Below are 15,723 nucleotides of genomic sequence, written 5' to 3' on the forward strand. Positions count from 1 at the left end.
TTTTCCTCATCTTGGAAGGCCGGACGGCCTGTCGGATGCGGCCAAACGCCCCGATAGCGTCATCGCGAGGCCTGCATAAGGAAACGGCCAGGCTTTTCAGCCTGGCCGCACATTCCACGTCTGGTTTTTTGACGCCTTATTTCGAGGCCGTCGGCAGCGGTTCGGGATGATCTGACAGCGAATTCAGATAGGCGATGACGTCGGCGCGCTCGGAGTCCTTCGGAATGCCGGCGAAGCCCATCGCGGTGCCCGGGATATAGCCCTTCGGATTAGCGATGAACTTGTTCAGCTCGTCGAAAGTCCAGGTGCCGCCCTTGGCCTTCATGGCGGCTGAGAAGTTAAAGCCGCGCCCTTCGCCCCTCGGCTCGCCGACGATGCCATAGAGGTTCGGACCGACGCGGTTCGGGCCGCCCTTCTCGAAGGTGTGGCAGGCGCCGCACTTCTTGGCGGCGGCGGCGCCCTTCTCGACCGATGCGGTCTGGAGCAGCTTTTCGATCGGCTCGGACGGAGCGGCCGCCGGGGCGGCGCCGCCCTTGTCGCCGGCCTCTTCCTTCACGGCGATCTCAAAGCCCGGCTTTTCCGGCATCTTGGGCGAGAACAGCGCCTGGGCGGTGAAGCTCGTCACCAGCAGGACGAGACAGGTGCCGAGCACGGCACCGAGAATCTTGTTCAGTTCGAAAGAGTCCATTTCCGGCCAGGCCCCACACCGCAAGAAGGAAACAGCGGCCGAGCGGCCGCCAGGACGAGCCTCGGGAGAATCAAGACGTTCCTTGTTGTTTCCCCGAGTTTTGCCATTGAGATATCGGTTTGCCCGTGCTCTGGCAACCCGTATAAGCGAGCCGGCTTCGAACCCATCCCCACCCCATTTCTCGCGGCGGAAAACGCCCCGTTTCCAGGCTCTTGAACCGATGATCGATCCCCGCATCCTGGTGCTGATCCCGGCCCGCATGGCCGCCACCCGTCTGCCCGGCAAACCGCTCGCCGACATCGCCGGCCTGCCGATGATCGTGCACGTGATGCGGCGCGCCGAGGCCGCGGGGATCGGCCGGGTCGCGGTCGCCACCGATACGGGCGAGATCGCCGCGGTGGTGACCGCCCATGGCGGCGAGGCCGTGATGACCCGCTCCACACACCCCTCCGGCTCCGACCGCATTCACGAGGCCATGCAGAAGCTCGATCCGGACGGCAGGGCCGAGATCGTGATCAATCTCCAGGGCGATTTTCCGACCATCACGCCGCAGACCATCCGCGAGGTGCTGCCACCCTTTGACGACCCGGCGGTCGACATCGTGACGCTGGCCTCGCAGATCCATACCGAGGAGGAAGACCTCGCGCCGAGCGTCGTGAAGGCGATCGGCTCGCCGATTGGCCCGAGGCGCCTGCGGGCACTCTATTTTACCCGCGCCACTGCCCCCCACGGCGACGGACCGCGTTACCACCATATTGGTCTTTATGCTTATCGACGCGCTGCGCTGGAGCGTTTCGTGTCGCTGCCGCCTTCGCCGCTGGAGCGTCAGGAAAGCCTGGAGCAGCTCCGGGCGGTGGAAGCCGGCATGCGCATCGACATCATCATCGTCGACAGCGTGCCCCGCGGCGTCGACACGCCGCCCGATCTCGAAACCGCGCGCAGCATCCTTTCCAAATCCTGAGCCGCTGCTACAAGGCCGAGCATGAGCAAGATGAAGATCGCATTCCAGGGCGAGCCCGGCGCCAACTCCCACATCGCCATCGTCGAGGCCTATCCAGACGCCGAGCCAATGCCCTGCGCCACCTTCGAAGACGCGCTGTCGGCGATCTCGTCCGGCGAGGCCGATCTCGGCATGATCCCGATCGAGAACTCGGTCGCGGGCCGCGTTGCCGACATCCATCACCTGCTGCCGGCCTCCGGCCTCTTCATCATCGGCGAATGGTTCTTGCCGGTCCGGCATCAGCTGATGGCGGTGAAGGGGACCAGGATCGACGACGTCAAGAGCGTCGAGAGCCATGTCCATGCGCTCGGGCAGTGCCGGCGCATCATCCGCAAGCTCGGCATCAAGCCGATCGTGCACGCCGACACCGCCGGCAGCGCCCGCGACATTTCCGAGCGCAACGACAAGACCGTCGCCGCCATCGCCTCGCGCCTCGCCGCCAAGATCTACGGCCTCGACATCCTCGCCGAGGACATCGAGGACGAAGCCCACAACACCACGCGCTTCGTGGTGTTGGCGCGCGAGCCGAAATGGGCGGCGCAGGGCTCCGGCCCGCTGGTCACCACTTTTGTCTTCCGCGTGCGCAATTTGCCGGCCGCGCTCTACAAGGCGCTGGGCGGCTTTGCCACCAACGGCGTCAACATGACCAAGCTCGAGAGCTACATGGTCGACGGCAATTTCTTCGCCACGCAGTTTTACGCGGACGTCGACGGCCACCCCGATGACAAGGGCCTCGCGTTTGCGATCGAGGAGCTGAAATTCTTCTCGCGCGAATTCCGCATCGTCGGCGTGTATCCCGGTCACCCGTTCCGCGCGACGTTTAGCGAAGCGCAGGATTGATCTGCCACCCTCCCCTGGAGGGGAGGGTAAGTTACGTCGCGGGCTTCACCAGCCCAAACGCCTCCGCCAGTAGCGAATACGACTTCTTCCGCGCCTCGTGGTCGTAGACCGCCGTGATCACCATGAGTTCGTCCGGCTTGCTGGCCTCGATCAACGGCTGAAGCTTATTCCGCACCGTCGCCGGATTGCCGACGAACAGCCGTGAGCGGTTGCGCAGGATCGAGGTCCGCTCGGCATCCGTATAGGGATAGGCCAGCGCTTCCTCGACGCTCGGCAGCGGCAGATATTGGCCGCGGTCCCGGCGCAGACGGTTGAGGTCGAATGACGAGGCGAGCTTTTCGGCCTCCTCGTCGGTATCCGCCGCGATAATTGCGACCGCGAGGACCGCGTGCGGGCTCGCGCTCCAGGCCGAGGGCTGGAAGTGATTGCGATAGTGCACCATCGCCTCGATCGCATCGTGGGACGCAAAATGGTGTGCGAAGGCGAAGCCCATGCCGACTTGCGCCGCGAGCTCCGAGGAATAGTCGCTGGAGCCGAGCAGCCAGATTGGCGGCAGCGGCGTATCGTCGGGCATCGCGACGACGTTGTGATAGGGATGACCCGAGGGAAATTCCCGCGTCTCCCACAGGATCAGTTCGTGCAGCCGCTCCAGGAAATCATCGCCTTCGCGGCGATCCAGCCTGCTGCGGAGCGCATAGGCCGTGGCACCATCGGTGCCAGGCGCGCGGCCAAGGCCGAGATCGATGCGGCCGGGAAACAGCGCCTCCAGCATTTTGAAGCGCTCGGCCACGACCAGCGGCGCGTGGTTGGGCAGCATTACCCCGCCGGAGCCGACGCGGATCTGCTTGGTCACCGCCGCGATCTGCCCGATCATCACGTCGGGCGCCGGGCTCGCCACCGAGGCGAGGTTGTGATGCTCGGCGAGCCAGTAGCGGACATAGCCGAGCCCGTCCGCGTGGCGCGCCAGATCGATGCTGTTGCGCAGCGCCGCGGCGGGTTTGGTGCCTGTGGTAACGACCGAGAGGTCGAGGACTGAGAGCGGGATCATGGCGCGTTAACGTAGTGGAGGCCGGCGCGGCGGCAATGGGCTGACTGCGCAGGTCTGGCGTGTGCTGCCCATGAGCGCTGGCGCCACGGCAGTCGGGTCGGGCGATGGGACAAATTTGGCCTTGGCAACACCATTTTCATATTGCCCATCCGATTCTATCGTCTCTGGTGACCACAGCTCCTCATCACTGCCTTGATTTATTTATACAAATACCAGAACACACCCTTCCCACTCGCGCCCGCCTATTCGCTGTAATCCGCATACTGACGCCGAAAGTGGGCTATTTCCCACATCCGATGGGCTGTCGAGTGCGACCGCTTTGGCTTATCTTGGGCTCTCTCGATCCTAGACCGACCGCCGGCCGCCGAAATCTGGAGTGAATGGTGCCATGACCGATCTGACGATTCCTGCCCAAGCCAACGGGCAAGACGGGCATCTGAAGCGGCCTGCGATCTCGTTCGAGTTTTTTCCGCCCAAGACGGAAGATATGGAACGCAATCTCTGGGAGACCATCAACCGGCTCGCCCCGCTCGAGCCGAAATTCGTCTCGGTGACCTATGGCGCCGGCGGCTCGACCCGTGAGCGCACCCATTCGACCATCACGCGGATCCTGAAAGAAACCGCGCTGCTGCCGGCCGCGCACCTGACCTGCGTCGGCGCCTCGCGCGGCGAGATCGACGAGATCGTCGACCGCTATCACGAGGTCGGCGTCCGCCACATCGTGGCCTTGCGCGGCGATCCCGTGGGCGGCATCGGCACGCCCTATGCCAGCCATCCCGAGGGCTATCAGAGCTCTGCCGACCTCGTCGCGGGCATCAAGAAGCGCCACGCGGATATCGAGGTGTCCGTCTCGGCCTATCCCGAGAAACACCCCGAGGCGCGCGACTTCGATGCCGACATCGACACGCTTCAGGCAAAGGTCGATGCCGGCGCGGCGCGCGCGATCACCCAGGTGTTCTTCGACAACGATCTCTACTTCCGCTATCTCGACCGCGTCCGCGCCCGCGGCATCAGCATCCCGATCGTGCCGGGCATCATGCCCATGCACAATTTCAAACAGGCGCGCAATTTCGTCACCCGCGCCGGCACCACCGTGCCGGACTGGTTCGCCGCGAAGTTCGAGGGCCTCGATGACGACGCCGAGACCCGCAAGCTGGTGGCCGCCACAGTTGCCGCCGGCCAGGTGCAGAAGCTCGCCAAGCACGGCGTCGACACCTTCCATTTCTACACCATGAACCGTGCCGATCTCGTGTTCGCGATCAGCCATTTGCTCGGCATTCGCGCCAAGAGCGCGCAGAAGGCGGCTTAAGACAACATGCCCATATCTCCCTCTCCCAAGCGATCCGCCCTCCTCGCCGCCGCGCGCGAGCGCATCCTCGTGCTCGACGGCGCCATGGGCACGATGATCCAGAACCTCCAGTTGGACGAAGCCGCCTTCCGCGGCGAGCGCTTCAAGAACTTCCACCGCGACCTGCGCGGCAATAACGATCTCCTGATTCTGACCCAGCCGCAAGCGATCGAGGACATCCACGCGGCCTATCTGCGCGCCGGCGCCGACATCGTCGCGACCAACACGTTCTCGACGACCTCGATTGCGCAGGCCGATTACGAGCTCGCCGACATCGTCTACGAGATGGCGCGCGAAGGCGCCCGCCTCGCCGGCAACGCCGCACGGCGCGTCGAGGCCGAGGACGGCAAGCCGCGCTTCGTCGCGGGTGCCATCGGCCCGACCAACCGCACCGCCTCGATCTCGCCCGACGTGTCCAATCCTGGCTACCGCGCCGTCACCTTCGACGATTTGCGCAAATCCTATGGCGAGCAGATCAATGGCATGCTCGACGGCGGCGTCGATTTGCTGCTGGTCGAGACCATCTTCGACACGCTGAACGCCAAGGCGGCGCTGTATGCGATCGCCGAGATCACCGAGGCGCGCGGCATCGACGTGCCCGTCATGGTCTCGGGCACCATCACCGACAAATCCGGCCGCCTGCTCTCCGGCCAGATGCCGGAAGCATTCTGGAATTCGGTGCGGCACGCGAGGCCCATCACGATCGGCTTCAACTGCGCGCTCGGCGCCGAAGATCTGCGCGCCCATATCGCCGATATCGGCCGCGTCGCCGACACGCTCGTCTGCGCCTATCCCAACGCCGGCCTGCCCAACGAGTTCGGCCAGTACGACGAGACCCCGGAGTACATGGCCCGGCTGATCGGCGGGTTCGCCCGTGACGGTCTGGTCAACATCGTCGGCGGCTGCTGCGGCACCACACCGGACCACATCGCCGCGATTGCGGCTGCGGTCGCCTCGCACAAGCCGCGCATCGTGCCGGAGATCGAGCCGCGCCTGCGGCTCTCCGGCCTCGAACCGTTCGTGCTGACGGATGCGATTCCGTTCGTGAATGTCGGCGAGCGCACCAACGTCACGGGCTCGGCCCGCTTCCGCAAGCTGATCACCGCCGGCGACTACACCGCGGCGCTGCAAGTCGCGCGCGACCAGGTCGAGAACGGCGCGCAGATCATCGACGTCAACATGGACGAGGGTCTGCTCGATTCCGAAGCAGCGATGGTGACCTTCCTCAACCTCGTCGCAGCCGAGCCCGACATCGCCCGCGTCCCCGTGATGGTGGACTCCTCGAAATTCTCCGTGATCGAGGCGGGGCTGAAATGCGTGCAGGGCAAGCCGGTCGTCAATTCGATCTCGATGAAGGAAGGCGAGGAGAAATTCATTCACGAGGCCAAGATCGCGCGCCGGCACGGCGCGGCGGTCGTGGTGATGGCGTTCGACGAAATCGGCCAGGCCGATACCTTCGCGCGCAAGACCGAGATCTGCAAGCGCGCCCACGACATCCTCGTGAACAAGGTCGGCTTCCCGCCTGAGGACATCATCTTCGATCCGAATATCTTTGCGATCGCGACCGGCATCGAGGAGCACAACAATTACGGCGTCGACTTCATCGAGGCGACGCGCTGGATCCGGCAGAACTTGCCGGGCGCCCACATCTCGGGCGGCGTCTCCAATCTGTCGTTCTCGTTCCGCGGCAACGAGCCGGTGCGCGAGGCCATGCACTCGGTGTTCCTGTATCACGCCATCAAGGCCGGCATGGACATGGGCATCGTCAATGCCGGGCAGATGATCGTCTATGACGACATCGACCCCGAATTGCGCCAGACCTGCGAGGATGTCATCCTCAACCGCGATCCGGGCGCGTCCGAGCGCCTCTTGGCGCTTGCGGAGAAATTCCGCGGCAAGAAGACGGAGGCCAAGGAAGCCGACCTCGCCTGGCGAGAATGGCCGGTGGAGAAGCGGCTGTCGCACTCGCTGGTGCATGGGATCACCGAGTTCATCGAGCAGGACACCGAAGAAGCCCGCAAGGCCTCCTCGCGTCCGCTCGACGTGATCGAAGGACCGCTGATGGCCGGCATGAACGTGGTCGGCGACCTCTTCGGCGACGGCAAGATGTTCCTGCCGCAGGTGGTGAAGTCCGCGCGCGTCATGAAGCAGGCCGTGGCCTGGCTAATGCCGTTCATGGAAGAAGAGAAGGCGCGCAACCTCGCCAACGGCATCGGCACGGAAGGCTCCTCGTCCGCCGGCAAGATCGTGCTTGCGACCGTCAAGGGCGACGTCCACGACATCGGCAAGAACATTGTCGGCATCGTGCTCCAGTGCAACAATTTCGAGGTCATCGATCTCGGCGTGATGGTGCCGGCCGCCAAGATCGTCGAGACCGTGAAGGCGGAGAAGGCCGACATCGTCGGGCTCTCAGGCCTGATCACGCCCTCGCTCGACGAGATGGCGTTCTTCGCCGGCGAATTGCAGCGCGAAGGCCTCAAGCTGCCGCTCCTGATCGGCGGCGCAACCACGAGCCGGGTGCACACGGCGGTCAAGATCGACCCGAGCTATCGCGCCGGTCCGGTGGTGCATGTCAATGACGCGAGCCGCGCCGTCGGCGTCGCCTCCGCGCTGCTCTCGCCGGAGAAGCGGGAGGCCTATGCCGCCGAGGTGCGGGCGGAATACGCAAAGATCTCGGAGGCGCATCTGCGCGCGCAGGCCGACAAGAAACGGCTGAAGCTGGCTGACGCCCGCGCCAACCGCGTGCCAGTCGACTTTGCCAAGAGCAAGCCGGTGAAGCCGACCTTCCTCGGCACCAGGAGCTTTGACGACTACGACCTCGCCGAGCTGGTGCCTTATATCGACTGGACGCCATTCTTCCAGACCTGGGAGCTCGCCGGACGCTTCCCCGCGATCCTCGACGATGCCAAGGTCGGCGAGGTCGCGCGCTCGCTCTATGATGACGCGCGCAAGATGCTCGACCTGATCGTCAAGGAAAAATGGTTCCGGGCACGCGCGACGATCGGCTTCTGGCCGGCGAATGCGCAAGGCGACGACATCGTGCTCTATGCCGATGAGAGCCGGAGCAAGCCAATCGCAACGCTGCACACGCTGCGCCAGCAACTCGAGAAGCGCGAGGGCCGCTTCAACGCGGCGCTGGCCGACTTCATCGCGCCCGCCGGCGTGCCCGACTATATCGGCGGCTTCGTCGTCACCGCCGGGATCGGCGAGGACGCGGTCGCCGACCGCTTCAAGAAGGCGAATGACGACTACTCCTCGATCCTGTGCAAGGCGCTGGCCGACCGCCTCGCGGAAGCCTTCGCCGAGCGCATGCATGCCCGCGTGCGCCGCGAGTTCTGGGCCTATGCGCCGGACGAGAACCTCAGCAACGACGAGATGATCCTGGAGAAGTACCAGGGCATCCGCCCCGCGCCCGGCTATCCCGCGCAGCCCGACCACACCGAGAAGGCGACGCTGTTCGAGCTGCTCGATGCGGAGGCGACGGCCGGCGTCAAGCTGACCGAGAGCTTTGCGATGTGGCCGGGCTCATCCGTATCAGGGCTCTATTTCGCCAGCCCCGAGAGCTATTATTTCGGCGTCGGCAAGATCGAGCGCGACCAGGTCGAGGACTATGCCGCCCGCAAGGGCATGAGTGTGGCCGAGACCGAGCGCTGGCTGGCGCCGGTGCTGAACTACATTCCGCAGCAACAGGACGCCGACAAGGCTTTGGCGGCGAAGCCCGCGAACGACGAGACGCCGAACGACCTCGCCTCACATCCGCCCGGCTGTACCTGCGCGGTGCACCTGGTGTGGCAGAAGAAGCGCGCGGGGGCCGGATAGGCGCGCCTTCAAACGAAAAAGTGAGAAAACAACCCCATGCACAGTAGCGATGGGGTTGAAGGGGTTGAGCAATTTCGGTCTTGCCGAATTCGCTTGCGCCGTCGGGCAAGACAGCTGTAATATTCCATCATCGCCCGCAGCGTCGGTGTCGTGCGGCTGTTCCCCATCTCTTGCCCACGCGCGCGGTGCCCATCCTCCCCTGGAGGGGGAGGATCGGTTCGCATGCAATGCGAACCGAGGTGGGGTGACGGTCTTTCCACGGATGCGGTGCCCGAGCGGAGGGATCACCCCACCCCGCTCGCGCTGCGCGCGATCGACCACGGGCGAGCTACGCTCGTCCCGGACCCCTCCAGGGGAGGGTAAAAGGCGTCTCACCCTTTCGGCGGGGCGAGCGGCTGCACGATTTCCTTAAACGGCGCCAGCGCCTCGCAACGCTCGGCATGCGCGGACAATGCCGGATAGCGCGAGATGTCGAACAGCTGCGGATGCGCCTCGCGGGTGAAGCGGACGACGCAGGCAGCGGCGATATCGGCGTGGCCAATGCGCTCGCCCAGCCAGAACGGCGTCGTCACCTTGGCGCGCTCGGCCTCCAGCACGGCGAGCACGTCACCGATCTGCGCCTGGCAACGCTCGACCCATAGCGCAAGCTGCTCCTTCCGCAACACGCGCTCGTAGAGCAGGCTCACCGCCTTGTCGCCGAGGCCGGTGGCGAGCGCACAAATGCGCAAGTGACGCCGTCGCTCGGCGCCGCCGCGCGGCAGCATCGCCTTCCCTGGGCCGACGAGTTCGTCGAGATAATCGAGAATGATCGTGCTCTCGATCAACGCCTCGCCGTCATCGAGCACCAGCGTCGGCACCCGGCGCAGGGGATTGTAGGGCGCGATCTGATCGGCATCGCCGAAGGTCGACCACGGCTTGTGCTCGAAGGCGAGCCCGTAAAGCTTCAGCGCAATCGCGACGCGGCGGACGAAGGGGGAATCGTATTGGCCGATCAGAAACATGGGTCTCGCTCTTGTCAGTCGTTGGCTAGGGCAGGGCCGATCAGTGTCGGTGACAAGACCGCTGCCGCGCAAGGAATATCTTGGAAATGGAGCATTGCGTCGGGTGCAACAGCGCCAGCGATGCTGTCACACGCCGCGCGCTCAAAGGCCATCCTGAATCGAACGCTTGATCGCCGCGATCGCGGCCTCGTTGCGCTTGTACATGGTCCACTGCTTGATGCGCTTAGCGCGCACCAGCTTGGCGGCCGTCAGCACCCGCATGTGCTCGCTCACCGTCGGCGCGCTGACGCCGAGCTTCTCGGCGATCAGCAAGCCGCAGACGCCGTCCTCGACCAGGTCGCCGTCGGCCTGCTCACGAAAATGCCGCCGCGGATCCCGCAGCCATTCCAGGATCCGGAGCCGGCGCTCATTGGCCAGCGCGCGCAATGCGGCGTCGAACTTCATTTAGCCATTTTGCTAAATACCTAATTGATGTCAACTCCCGGACGCGCTATCAAGGATGCCAGCATGGCAATGACCACCGACATCACGCGGGAGCGGATCGCGGCGACCGAGACCGTCATCCGTCCGCATATCAGGCGCACGCCGCTGGTTCAGGCCGATCTCGCCGATTTCGGCCTGCCGGCCGCGCCTGTCACGTTCAAGCTCGAGCTGCTGCAGCACTCGGGGTCGTTCAAGGCGCGGGGCGCCTTCGCCAACCTGCTGCTGCGGCAGGTGCCGGAGACCGGCGTGGTCGCCGCATCCGGCGGCAATCACGGCGCAGCCGTCGCCTATGCGGCGCAGCGGCTCGGCATCCGTGCCACGATCTTCGTTCCCGACATCACCTCACCCGCCAAGGCCGAGCGCATCAATGGCTATGGCGCCAAGCTCGTGATCGCGGGCAGCCGCTACGCCGATGCGCTCGCCGCCAGCGAAGCGCATGTCGCGCAGACCGGCGCCATGGCCGTCCATGCCTACGACCAGTCCGAAACCCTGCTCGGCCAGGGCAGCGTCGCCCTGGAGCTGGAGCAGGATGCTCCTGATATCGACACGCTGCTGGTGGCGGTCGGCGGCGGCGGGCTGATCGGCGGCATCGCGGCCTGGTACGCCGGCAGAACCCGCATCGTCGCGGTCGAGCCGGAGCAGTCGCCGACCCTGCACACAGCGTTTGCGGCGGGCGCTCCGGCCGACGCGCCGGCCGGCGGCCTCGCCGCCGACAGCCTCGCGCCGCGGCGAGTCGGTGACCTGATGTTTCCGATCGCGCGGGCGCATGTCGAGCGTGTCTTCCTGGTCAGCGACGACGCGATCCGGCAGGCCCAGGCCGCGCTGTGGTCGCGCCTGCGTCTCGTCACTGAACCCGGCGGCGCGGCCGCGTTTGCGGCGCTGCTCTCCAGCCGCTATCGTCCCTCGCCGGGCGAGCGCGTCGCGGTGCTGCTCTGCGGCGCCAACACGACGGCGGTGAGTTTCGATGGCTAGCGGGGGGTTGCATGCCGGGCGCCGTCTTCCTGATGTCGATCTTGCTCGCATTGCCCCTTGGCCACGCTCAAGCGCAGGACCTGCCGATCGACTTCCTGACGCCGTCGCGCAACGTCGTCTGCCAGCTCTTTGCCGATAACGGCCGAGAAAATAAACAAGCCGTGCTTCGGTGCGACGTCATGGTGGCCGACACGCTGCCGCGCCGCCCCTCCGATTGCGAGCTCGACTGCGCCTTCGAGATCAGCCCCAACGGCAGCGCGGGGCGCATCTGCCCGCGACACCAGGATGGACGCCTCGCTGCTGGTCCTCGCCTATGGCGAGGTGTGGCAGCACGCGGGATTCACCTGCCGGTCGGAGTAGACGGGATCGACGTGCTTCAATGCGATGATTTGAGGAATGACAAGGAACTTATCTGTCGATACAAGTCAGAGGGCACAGGAAACCGGACTTGCAGCGCGCGCCGATCTGGACCGGGGCGGAGAGATTGCAAATGAACCACGGCACTGATCGCGACAAGCAATACACAGGATTGGCGCACCAAATGAGTATCGCGACGCTTATCAGGATATAGTGTCATTTCAAAATGTGCTGCGCGGGATTCCAAAACAGCTTGCCGAAAACAACAACAATGCCGTCTACGAGGCAGGATTGATCTATGTTTGCTTGAGAAATATCGCGATGGCTGCTTCTTCCGAATTGTGCACCAGGCCAGACTTCTCGCGCTATTCTCCATTTAAACTACCGCTGAAGACGCGATGTCCAATTTCGGTCGCACAATACGAAACGATTATGAATTGTCGTATGGCGGGGCAGCGCGGACTGCCTCCTCCAAAAGGAATGATCAACGCAAAGGTAATGGACTTATTCAACAAACTTGAACCATGGGTACAGGACATTCGAACGCTATTGATCGATAGGAAATCGTAGAAATGGACGGTCAAGTACGAAGGACGCGCTTTGAAATCCGGATATCCACCGAGCGGGAGTTTCTTGGCCGTGTTAACTCCGTATTTGGCGCATCGGCTCCGCTTGCTGGAATGACGATCGACGCCATTAACTCGTGGGCGTCACGGGCGAGTCGCCTGTGGAGTGAAGTTCCACAGATAGCAAAGATAACAAGGATACTTCTTGAAGCGTCGGAACGATCATCTTTGTTGGCTGACAACAGCCGAGATGTCTTCGAGAGGGACCGGCATCTTAGCAACGAATCTTTACAGGAACTTAAGCTGCTGTTGGAGCACGAGCTAGAGAGTGCTGTGTTGCGCTAATTCACTATTGTTCACCCCTCCCCCTCGTCGCTCGCCAGCACGCCCTTCACCGCGCGCGCCCAGCCCGCGAGCTTCCGCTCCCTTGTCGCCTGGCTCATGTTCGGCTTGAAGCGGTGCTCGAGGCGCCAGTTGTCGGCGAATTTGGTCGGCTCGGGATAGACGCCTGCCTCGAGGCCGGCGAGATAGGCGGCCCCCAGCGCCGTCGTTTCCTGGATCACGGGACGGTCGACCGGCGCATCCAATAAATCGGCTAACCGCTGCATGGTCCAGTCGGAGGCGGTCATGCCGCCGTCGACGCGGAGCACGACGCTGGCGACCTCCGAGCTCGGCCAGTCCGCGCGCATCGCGGCCCAGAGGTCAAACGTCTGGTAGCAGACGCTTTCGAGCGCGGCATGGGCGAGCTCGGCGGGGCCGGTGTTGCGGGTGAGGCCGAACAGCGCGCCGCGCACGCGCGGATTCCAGTAGGGCGCGCCCATGCCGACGAAGGCTGGGACCAGATAGACGCTCTGCATGGAATCGGACTGATCCGCGAGCGGGCCGGTCTCGGCGGCGTGCTTGATGATGCCGAGGCCGTCGCGCAGCCACTGCACGGCTGAGCCTGCGACGAAGATCGAGCCTTCGAGCGCATAGGTGCGCTTGCCCGCGAGCTGGTAGGCGACGGTGGTGAGCAGCTTGTTCTTGGACACCACGGGCGTGGTGCCGGTGTTGAGCAGCGCAAAGCAGCCGGTGCCGTAGGTGGACTTCATCATGCCCGGGCGGAAGCAGGCTTGGCCGATGGTGGCGGCCTGCTGGTCGCCGGCGATGCCCGAGATCGCGATCGGGCCGCCGAACAGATCGGGCGTGCTCTCGCCGAAGCGGGCGGAGGAGTCCTTCACCTCCGGGAGCATCGAGCGCGGCACGCCGATGATCTCCAGCAGCTCGTCGTCCCACTGGCCGGTGTGGATGTTGAACAGCAGCGTGCGCGAGGCGTTGGTGGCGTCGGTGGCGTGCACCTTGCCGCCGGTGAGCCGCCAGAGCAGATAGCAATCGACAGTGCCGAACATCAATTCGCCGCGCGCGGCACGCGCGCGTGCGCCGGGAACGTGGTCGAGGATCCAGGCGACCTTCGTTCCGGAGAAATAGGGATCGATGATCAGGCCGGTCTTTTGCGAGATCACGGGCTCGCGGCCGTCGGCTTTCAATTTGGCGCAGATGTCGGCGGTGCGGCGGTCCTGCCAGACGATGGCGCGGTGCACGGCCTGGCCGGTGGCGCGGTCCCACACCACGGTGGTCTCGCGCTGGTTGGTGATGCCGATCGCGGCGATGTCCTTTGCGGTGATGCCGGCCTGCGCGATCGCTTCGCGGCAAACGTTCACGGTCGAGGTCCAGATGTCCTCGGGCTCGTGCTCGACCCAGCCCGAGGCCGGAAAATGCTGCGGGAATTCGGCTTGCGCTTTCGCGGCGATGGAAATGTCGCCGCGGAATACGATCGCGCGCGAAGAGGTGGTGCCCTGGTCGATGGCGAGGACGAAAGACATGGAAGTGACCTTTGACGTGTCCCGGGGGAGATTATGGCGTCGTGCCAAAGAAACGGGATTGGTGCGGGAAGGTCAAGCTGGCACGCGCTTACCCTCCCCTGGAGGGGGAGGGTCGATCGCGCGCAGCGCGAGCGGGGTGGGGTGAAGCCGCACGGATGGTCTCACCTTCTCACGGCCGAACCATGCCACAAATCCGGAAGCACTGGATTCGCGGATGGTCTGTCACCCCACCCCGGTTCGCATTCCGCTTCGCTGCATGCGAACCGACCCTCCCCCTCCAGGCTAAGGCGTGCACACGATTTTTCTTGCCTTGAGGGAATCGAGTCTGATTCCTTGCGGTGCGGTTTGCAAGAAGGATAACCGCATTGAAGGCAGGAATGGATTGGTCAGTCGGCCGTTTTGGTGACGTTCGACTGGCCAAAAGGGGGCGCTGTTGTTGCAGCGCGCCGTCGAACGCGTCACGATGAACCTGCGCGCAGCCGCCGATGGCCGTGCCGAATGGGTGGGGTTCAGCCGCTGGCTGAACAATCCGAGCGTGACAGTGGATGAGATCGCCGGGCATGGCGCAGAGGTGCTGTCGGAGCGGGTTGCAGGGCTGCATGCGCTTGCGATCCAGGACACGACGGAACTGAACTATGCGAGGCATGCCGGCCGGGTCCGGGGCCTTGGCCCTTCCGGTAACGGGATTGACCCGGGCTTGTTTGTGCATCCGGTATTGGCAGTTGACGCCGGGAGCGGAGCCTTGCTCGGGCTCGCTGGGATGCAGATTTGGACGCGCCGGGGGCCTGCATCGCCTGATTACCGAAACCAGCCGATCGAAGAGAAGGAGTCCTATCGTTGGATCAAGGGCGCTGCGGGCGCCAAGAGTGCGCTTGCTGCGGCGGCGATGATCACGGTGATTGGCGACCGTGAGAGCGACATTTACGAAGAATTTGACCGGATTCCTGACGCTCGGACCCATTTGCTCACGCGCGTCTGTCGCGATCGCGCCTTGGTGGGTGGCGGAAGGTTGTTTGATATTGCCCAGAACTGGCCGGTCCAGCATCGCTTCGATTTGGAGGTTCGGGCACAGCCCGGCCGTCCGGCCCGAACGGCCAAGATCGCACTGCGCTTTGGCGAGGTGACCATCAAGCGCCCGGCCAACTGCAGCGACCGGAAAGCGGCGCATCAATTGACGTTGCGTTTGGTAGAGGTGAAGGAACTCGATCCCTCTGTCGAAGAGCCGATCCACTGGCGCCTTGTTACTACTCATGCGGTGACGACGGTTGAGCAAGCGCTGCAGATTGTCGCTTGGTACCGTCAGCGCTGGCACATCGAGCAGCTGTTCCGCACCAGCAAAAGCCAAGGGCTCGACATCGAGAGCAGCCAGGTCGAGGCGGCCGAGGCGCTGTTCAAGCTCGCCGCCATCGCGGTGATGGCAGCTATCAAGATCATGCAACTCGTCCTCGCCCGCGACGGCACGGTCGACCGTCCGGCCACTGACGTAGTGCCGGCGGACCAGCTGCCGATACTCAAAACCTTGCAGGTCAAGCTCGAAGGCAAAACCGTCAAGCAAAAGAACCCTCATCCCGAGCACTCCATCGCTTGGCTTGCATGGATCATTGCTCGGCTCGGAGGATGGACCGGCTACGCCTCCGAGCGGCCGCCCGGCCCCATCACCATGCGAAGAGGTTGGCACCGCTTCGAGCAGATGGCTCTCGGTTGGAGGCTCCGAGAAGTGTGCACGCCTTAGCCCTCCA

Annotated in this window: 12 protein-coding genes; 7 read left to right on the top strand and 5 right to left on the bottom strand. The window is 64.4% G+C overall.

Annotated elements, in window-relative coordinates; all coding sequences use genetic code 11:
• Window positions 1–136 precede the first annotated feature (136 nt).
• Window positions 137–688: a c-type cytochrome gene (locus tag JJB99_RS33480; protein ID WP_200496366.1), complete on the bottom strand. Its 552-nt coding sequence runs from the start codon at window positions 686–688 to the stop codon at window positions 137–139.
• Between the two features lie 220 nt (window positions 689–908).
• Between JJB99_RS33480 and JJB99_RS33485 the strand changes: the two genes are divergently transcribed.
• Both JJB99_RS33485 and JJB99_RS33490 read left to right on the top strand, forming a co-directional pair.
• Window positions 909–1,649 (top strand): 3-deoxy-manno-octulosonate cytidylyltransferase, encoded by a 741-nt coding sequence (locus JJB99_RS33485; protein ID WP_200500419.1) that lies wholly within the window; start codon window positions 909–911, stop codon window positions 1,647–1,649.
• Between the two features lie 21 nt (window positions 1,650–1,670).
• The gene (locus tag JJB99_RS33490) at window positions 1,671–2,528 is read left to right on the top strand and encodes a prephenate dehydratase (protein WP_200496367.1); all 858 of its coding nucleotides are present in this window, start codon (window positions 1,671–1,673) and stop codon (window positions 2,526–2,528) included.
• Window positions 2,529–2,559: 31 nt separating this feature from the next.
• Here the strand turns inward: JJB99_RS33490 and JJB99_RS33495 are convergent, their stop codons facing one another.
• Window positions 2,560–3,576: an LLM class flavin-dependent oxidoreductase gene (locus JJB99_RS33495; RefSeq protein WP_200496368.1), complete on the bottom strand. Its 1,017-nt coding sequence runs from the start codon at window positions 3,574–3,576 to the stop codon at window positions 2,560–2,562.
• A gap of 388 nt (window positions 3,577–3,964) precedes the next feature.
• Here JJB99_RS33495 and metF point away from each other — a divergent pair, with 388 nt between their 5' ends.
• Both metF and metH read left to right on the top strand, forming a co-directional pair.
• Window positions 3,965–4,885, top strand: coding sequence for a methylenetetrahydrofolate reductase [NAD(P)H] (metF, locus tag JJB99_RS33500; RefSeq protein WP_200496369.1), 921 nt, complete (start codon window positions 3,965–3,967; stop codon window positions 4,883–4,885).
• Window positions 4,886–4,891: 6 nt separating this feature from the next.
• Entirely contained in the window at window positions 4,892–8,743 is a 3,852-nt protein-coding gene (gene metH / locus JJB99_RS33505) for a methionine synthase (RefSeq protein WP_200496370.1), read from the top strand.
• A gap of 371 nt (window positions 8,744–9,114) precedes the next feature.
• Here metH and JJB99_RS33510 read toward each other — a convergent pair whose 3' ends face one another.
• Window positions 9,115–9,744, bottom strand: coding sequence for a glutathione S-transferase family protein (locus JJB99_RS33510; protein ID WP_200496371.1), 630 nt, complete (start codon window positions 9,742–9,744; stop codon window positions 9,115–9,117).
• Between the two features lie 141 nt (window positions 9,745–9,885).
• Window positions 9,886–10,188 carry an ArsR/SmtB family transcription factor gene (locus tag JJB99_RS33515; RefSeq protein WP_200496372.1) on the bottom strand — a complete coding sequence of 101 codons (303 nt, stop codon included), beginning with the start codon at window positions 10,186–10,188 and terminating at the stop codon, window positions 9,886–9,888.
• A gap of 63 nt (window positions 10,189–10,251) precedes the next feature.
• Between JJB99_RS33515 and JJB99_RS33520 the strand changes: the two genes are divergently transcribed.
• Together JJB99_RS33520 and JJB99_RS33525 are read left to right on the top strand one after the other, a co-directional pair.
• Window positions 10,252–11,199 (top strand): threonine/serine dehydratase, encoded by a 948-nt coding sequence (locus JJB99_RS33520; protein WP_200496373.1) that lies wholly within the window; start codon window positions 10,252–10,254, stop codon window positions 11,197–11,199.
• Between the two features lie 11 nt (window positions 11,200–11,210).
• Window positions 11,211–11,693, top strand: a complete 483-nt coding sequence (locus JJB99_RS33525; protein WP_200496374.1) for a hypothetical protein — start codon at window positions 11,211–11,213, stop codon at window positions 11,691–11,693.
• 785 nt (window positions 11,694–12,478) lie between these two features.
• Here the strand turns inward: JJB99_RS33525 and glpK are convergent.
• On the bottom strand, window positions 12,479–13,984 hold the full coding sequence (gene glpK, locus JJB99_RS33535; RefSeq protein ID WP_200496376.1) for a glycerol kinase GlpK: 1,506 nt from the start codon (window positions 13,982–13,984) through the stop codon (window positions 12,479–12,481).
• Between the two features lie 433 nt (window positions 13,985–14,417).
• Between glpK and JJB99_RS33540 the strand changes: the two genes are divergently transcribed.
• Entirely contained in the window at window positions 14,418–15,716 is a 1,299-nt protein-coding gene (locus tag JJB99_RS33540; RefSeq protein ID WP_200496377.1) for an IS4 family transposase, read from the top strand.
• Window positions 15,717–15,723 lie beyond the last annotated feature (7 nt).

The organism is Bradyrhizobium diazoefficiens (assembly GCF_016616235.1).
GTDB lineage: Bacteria > Pseudomonadota > Alphaproteobacteria > Rhizobiales > Xanthobacteraceae > Bradyrhizobium > Bradyrhizobium diazoefficiens_H.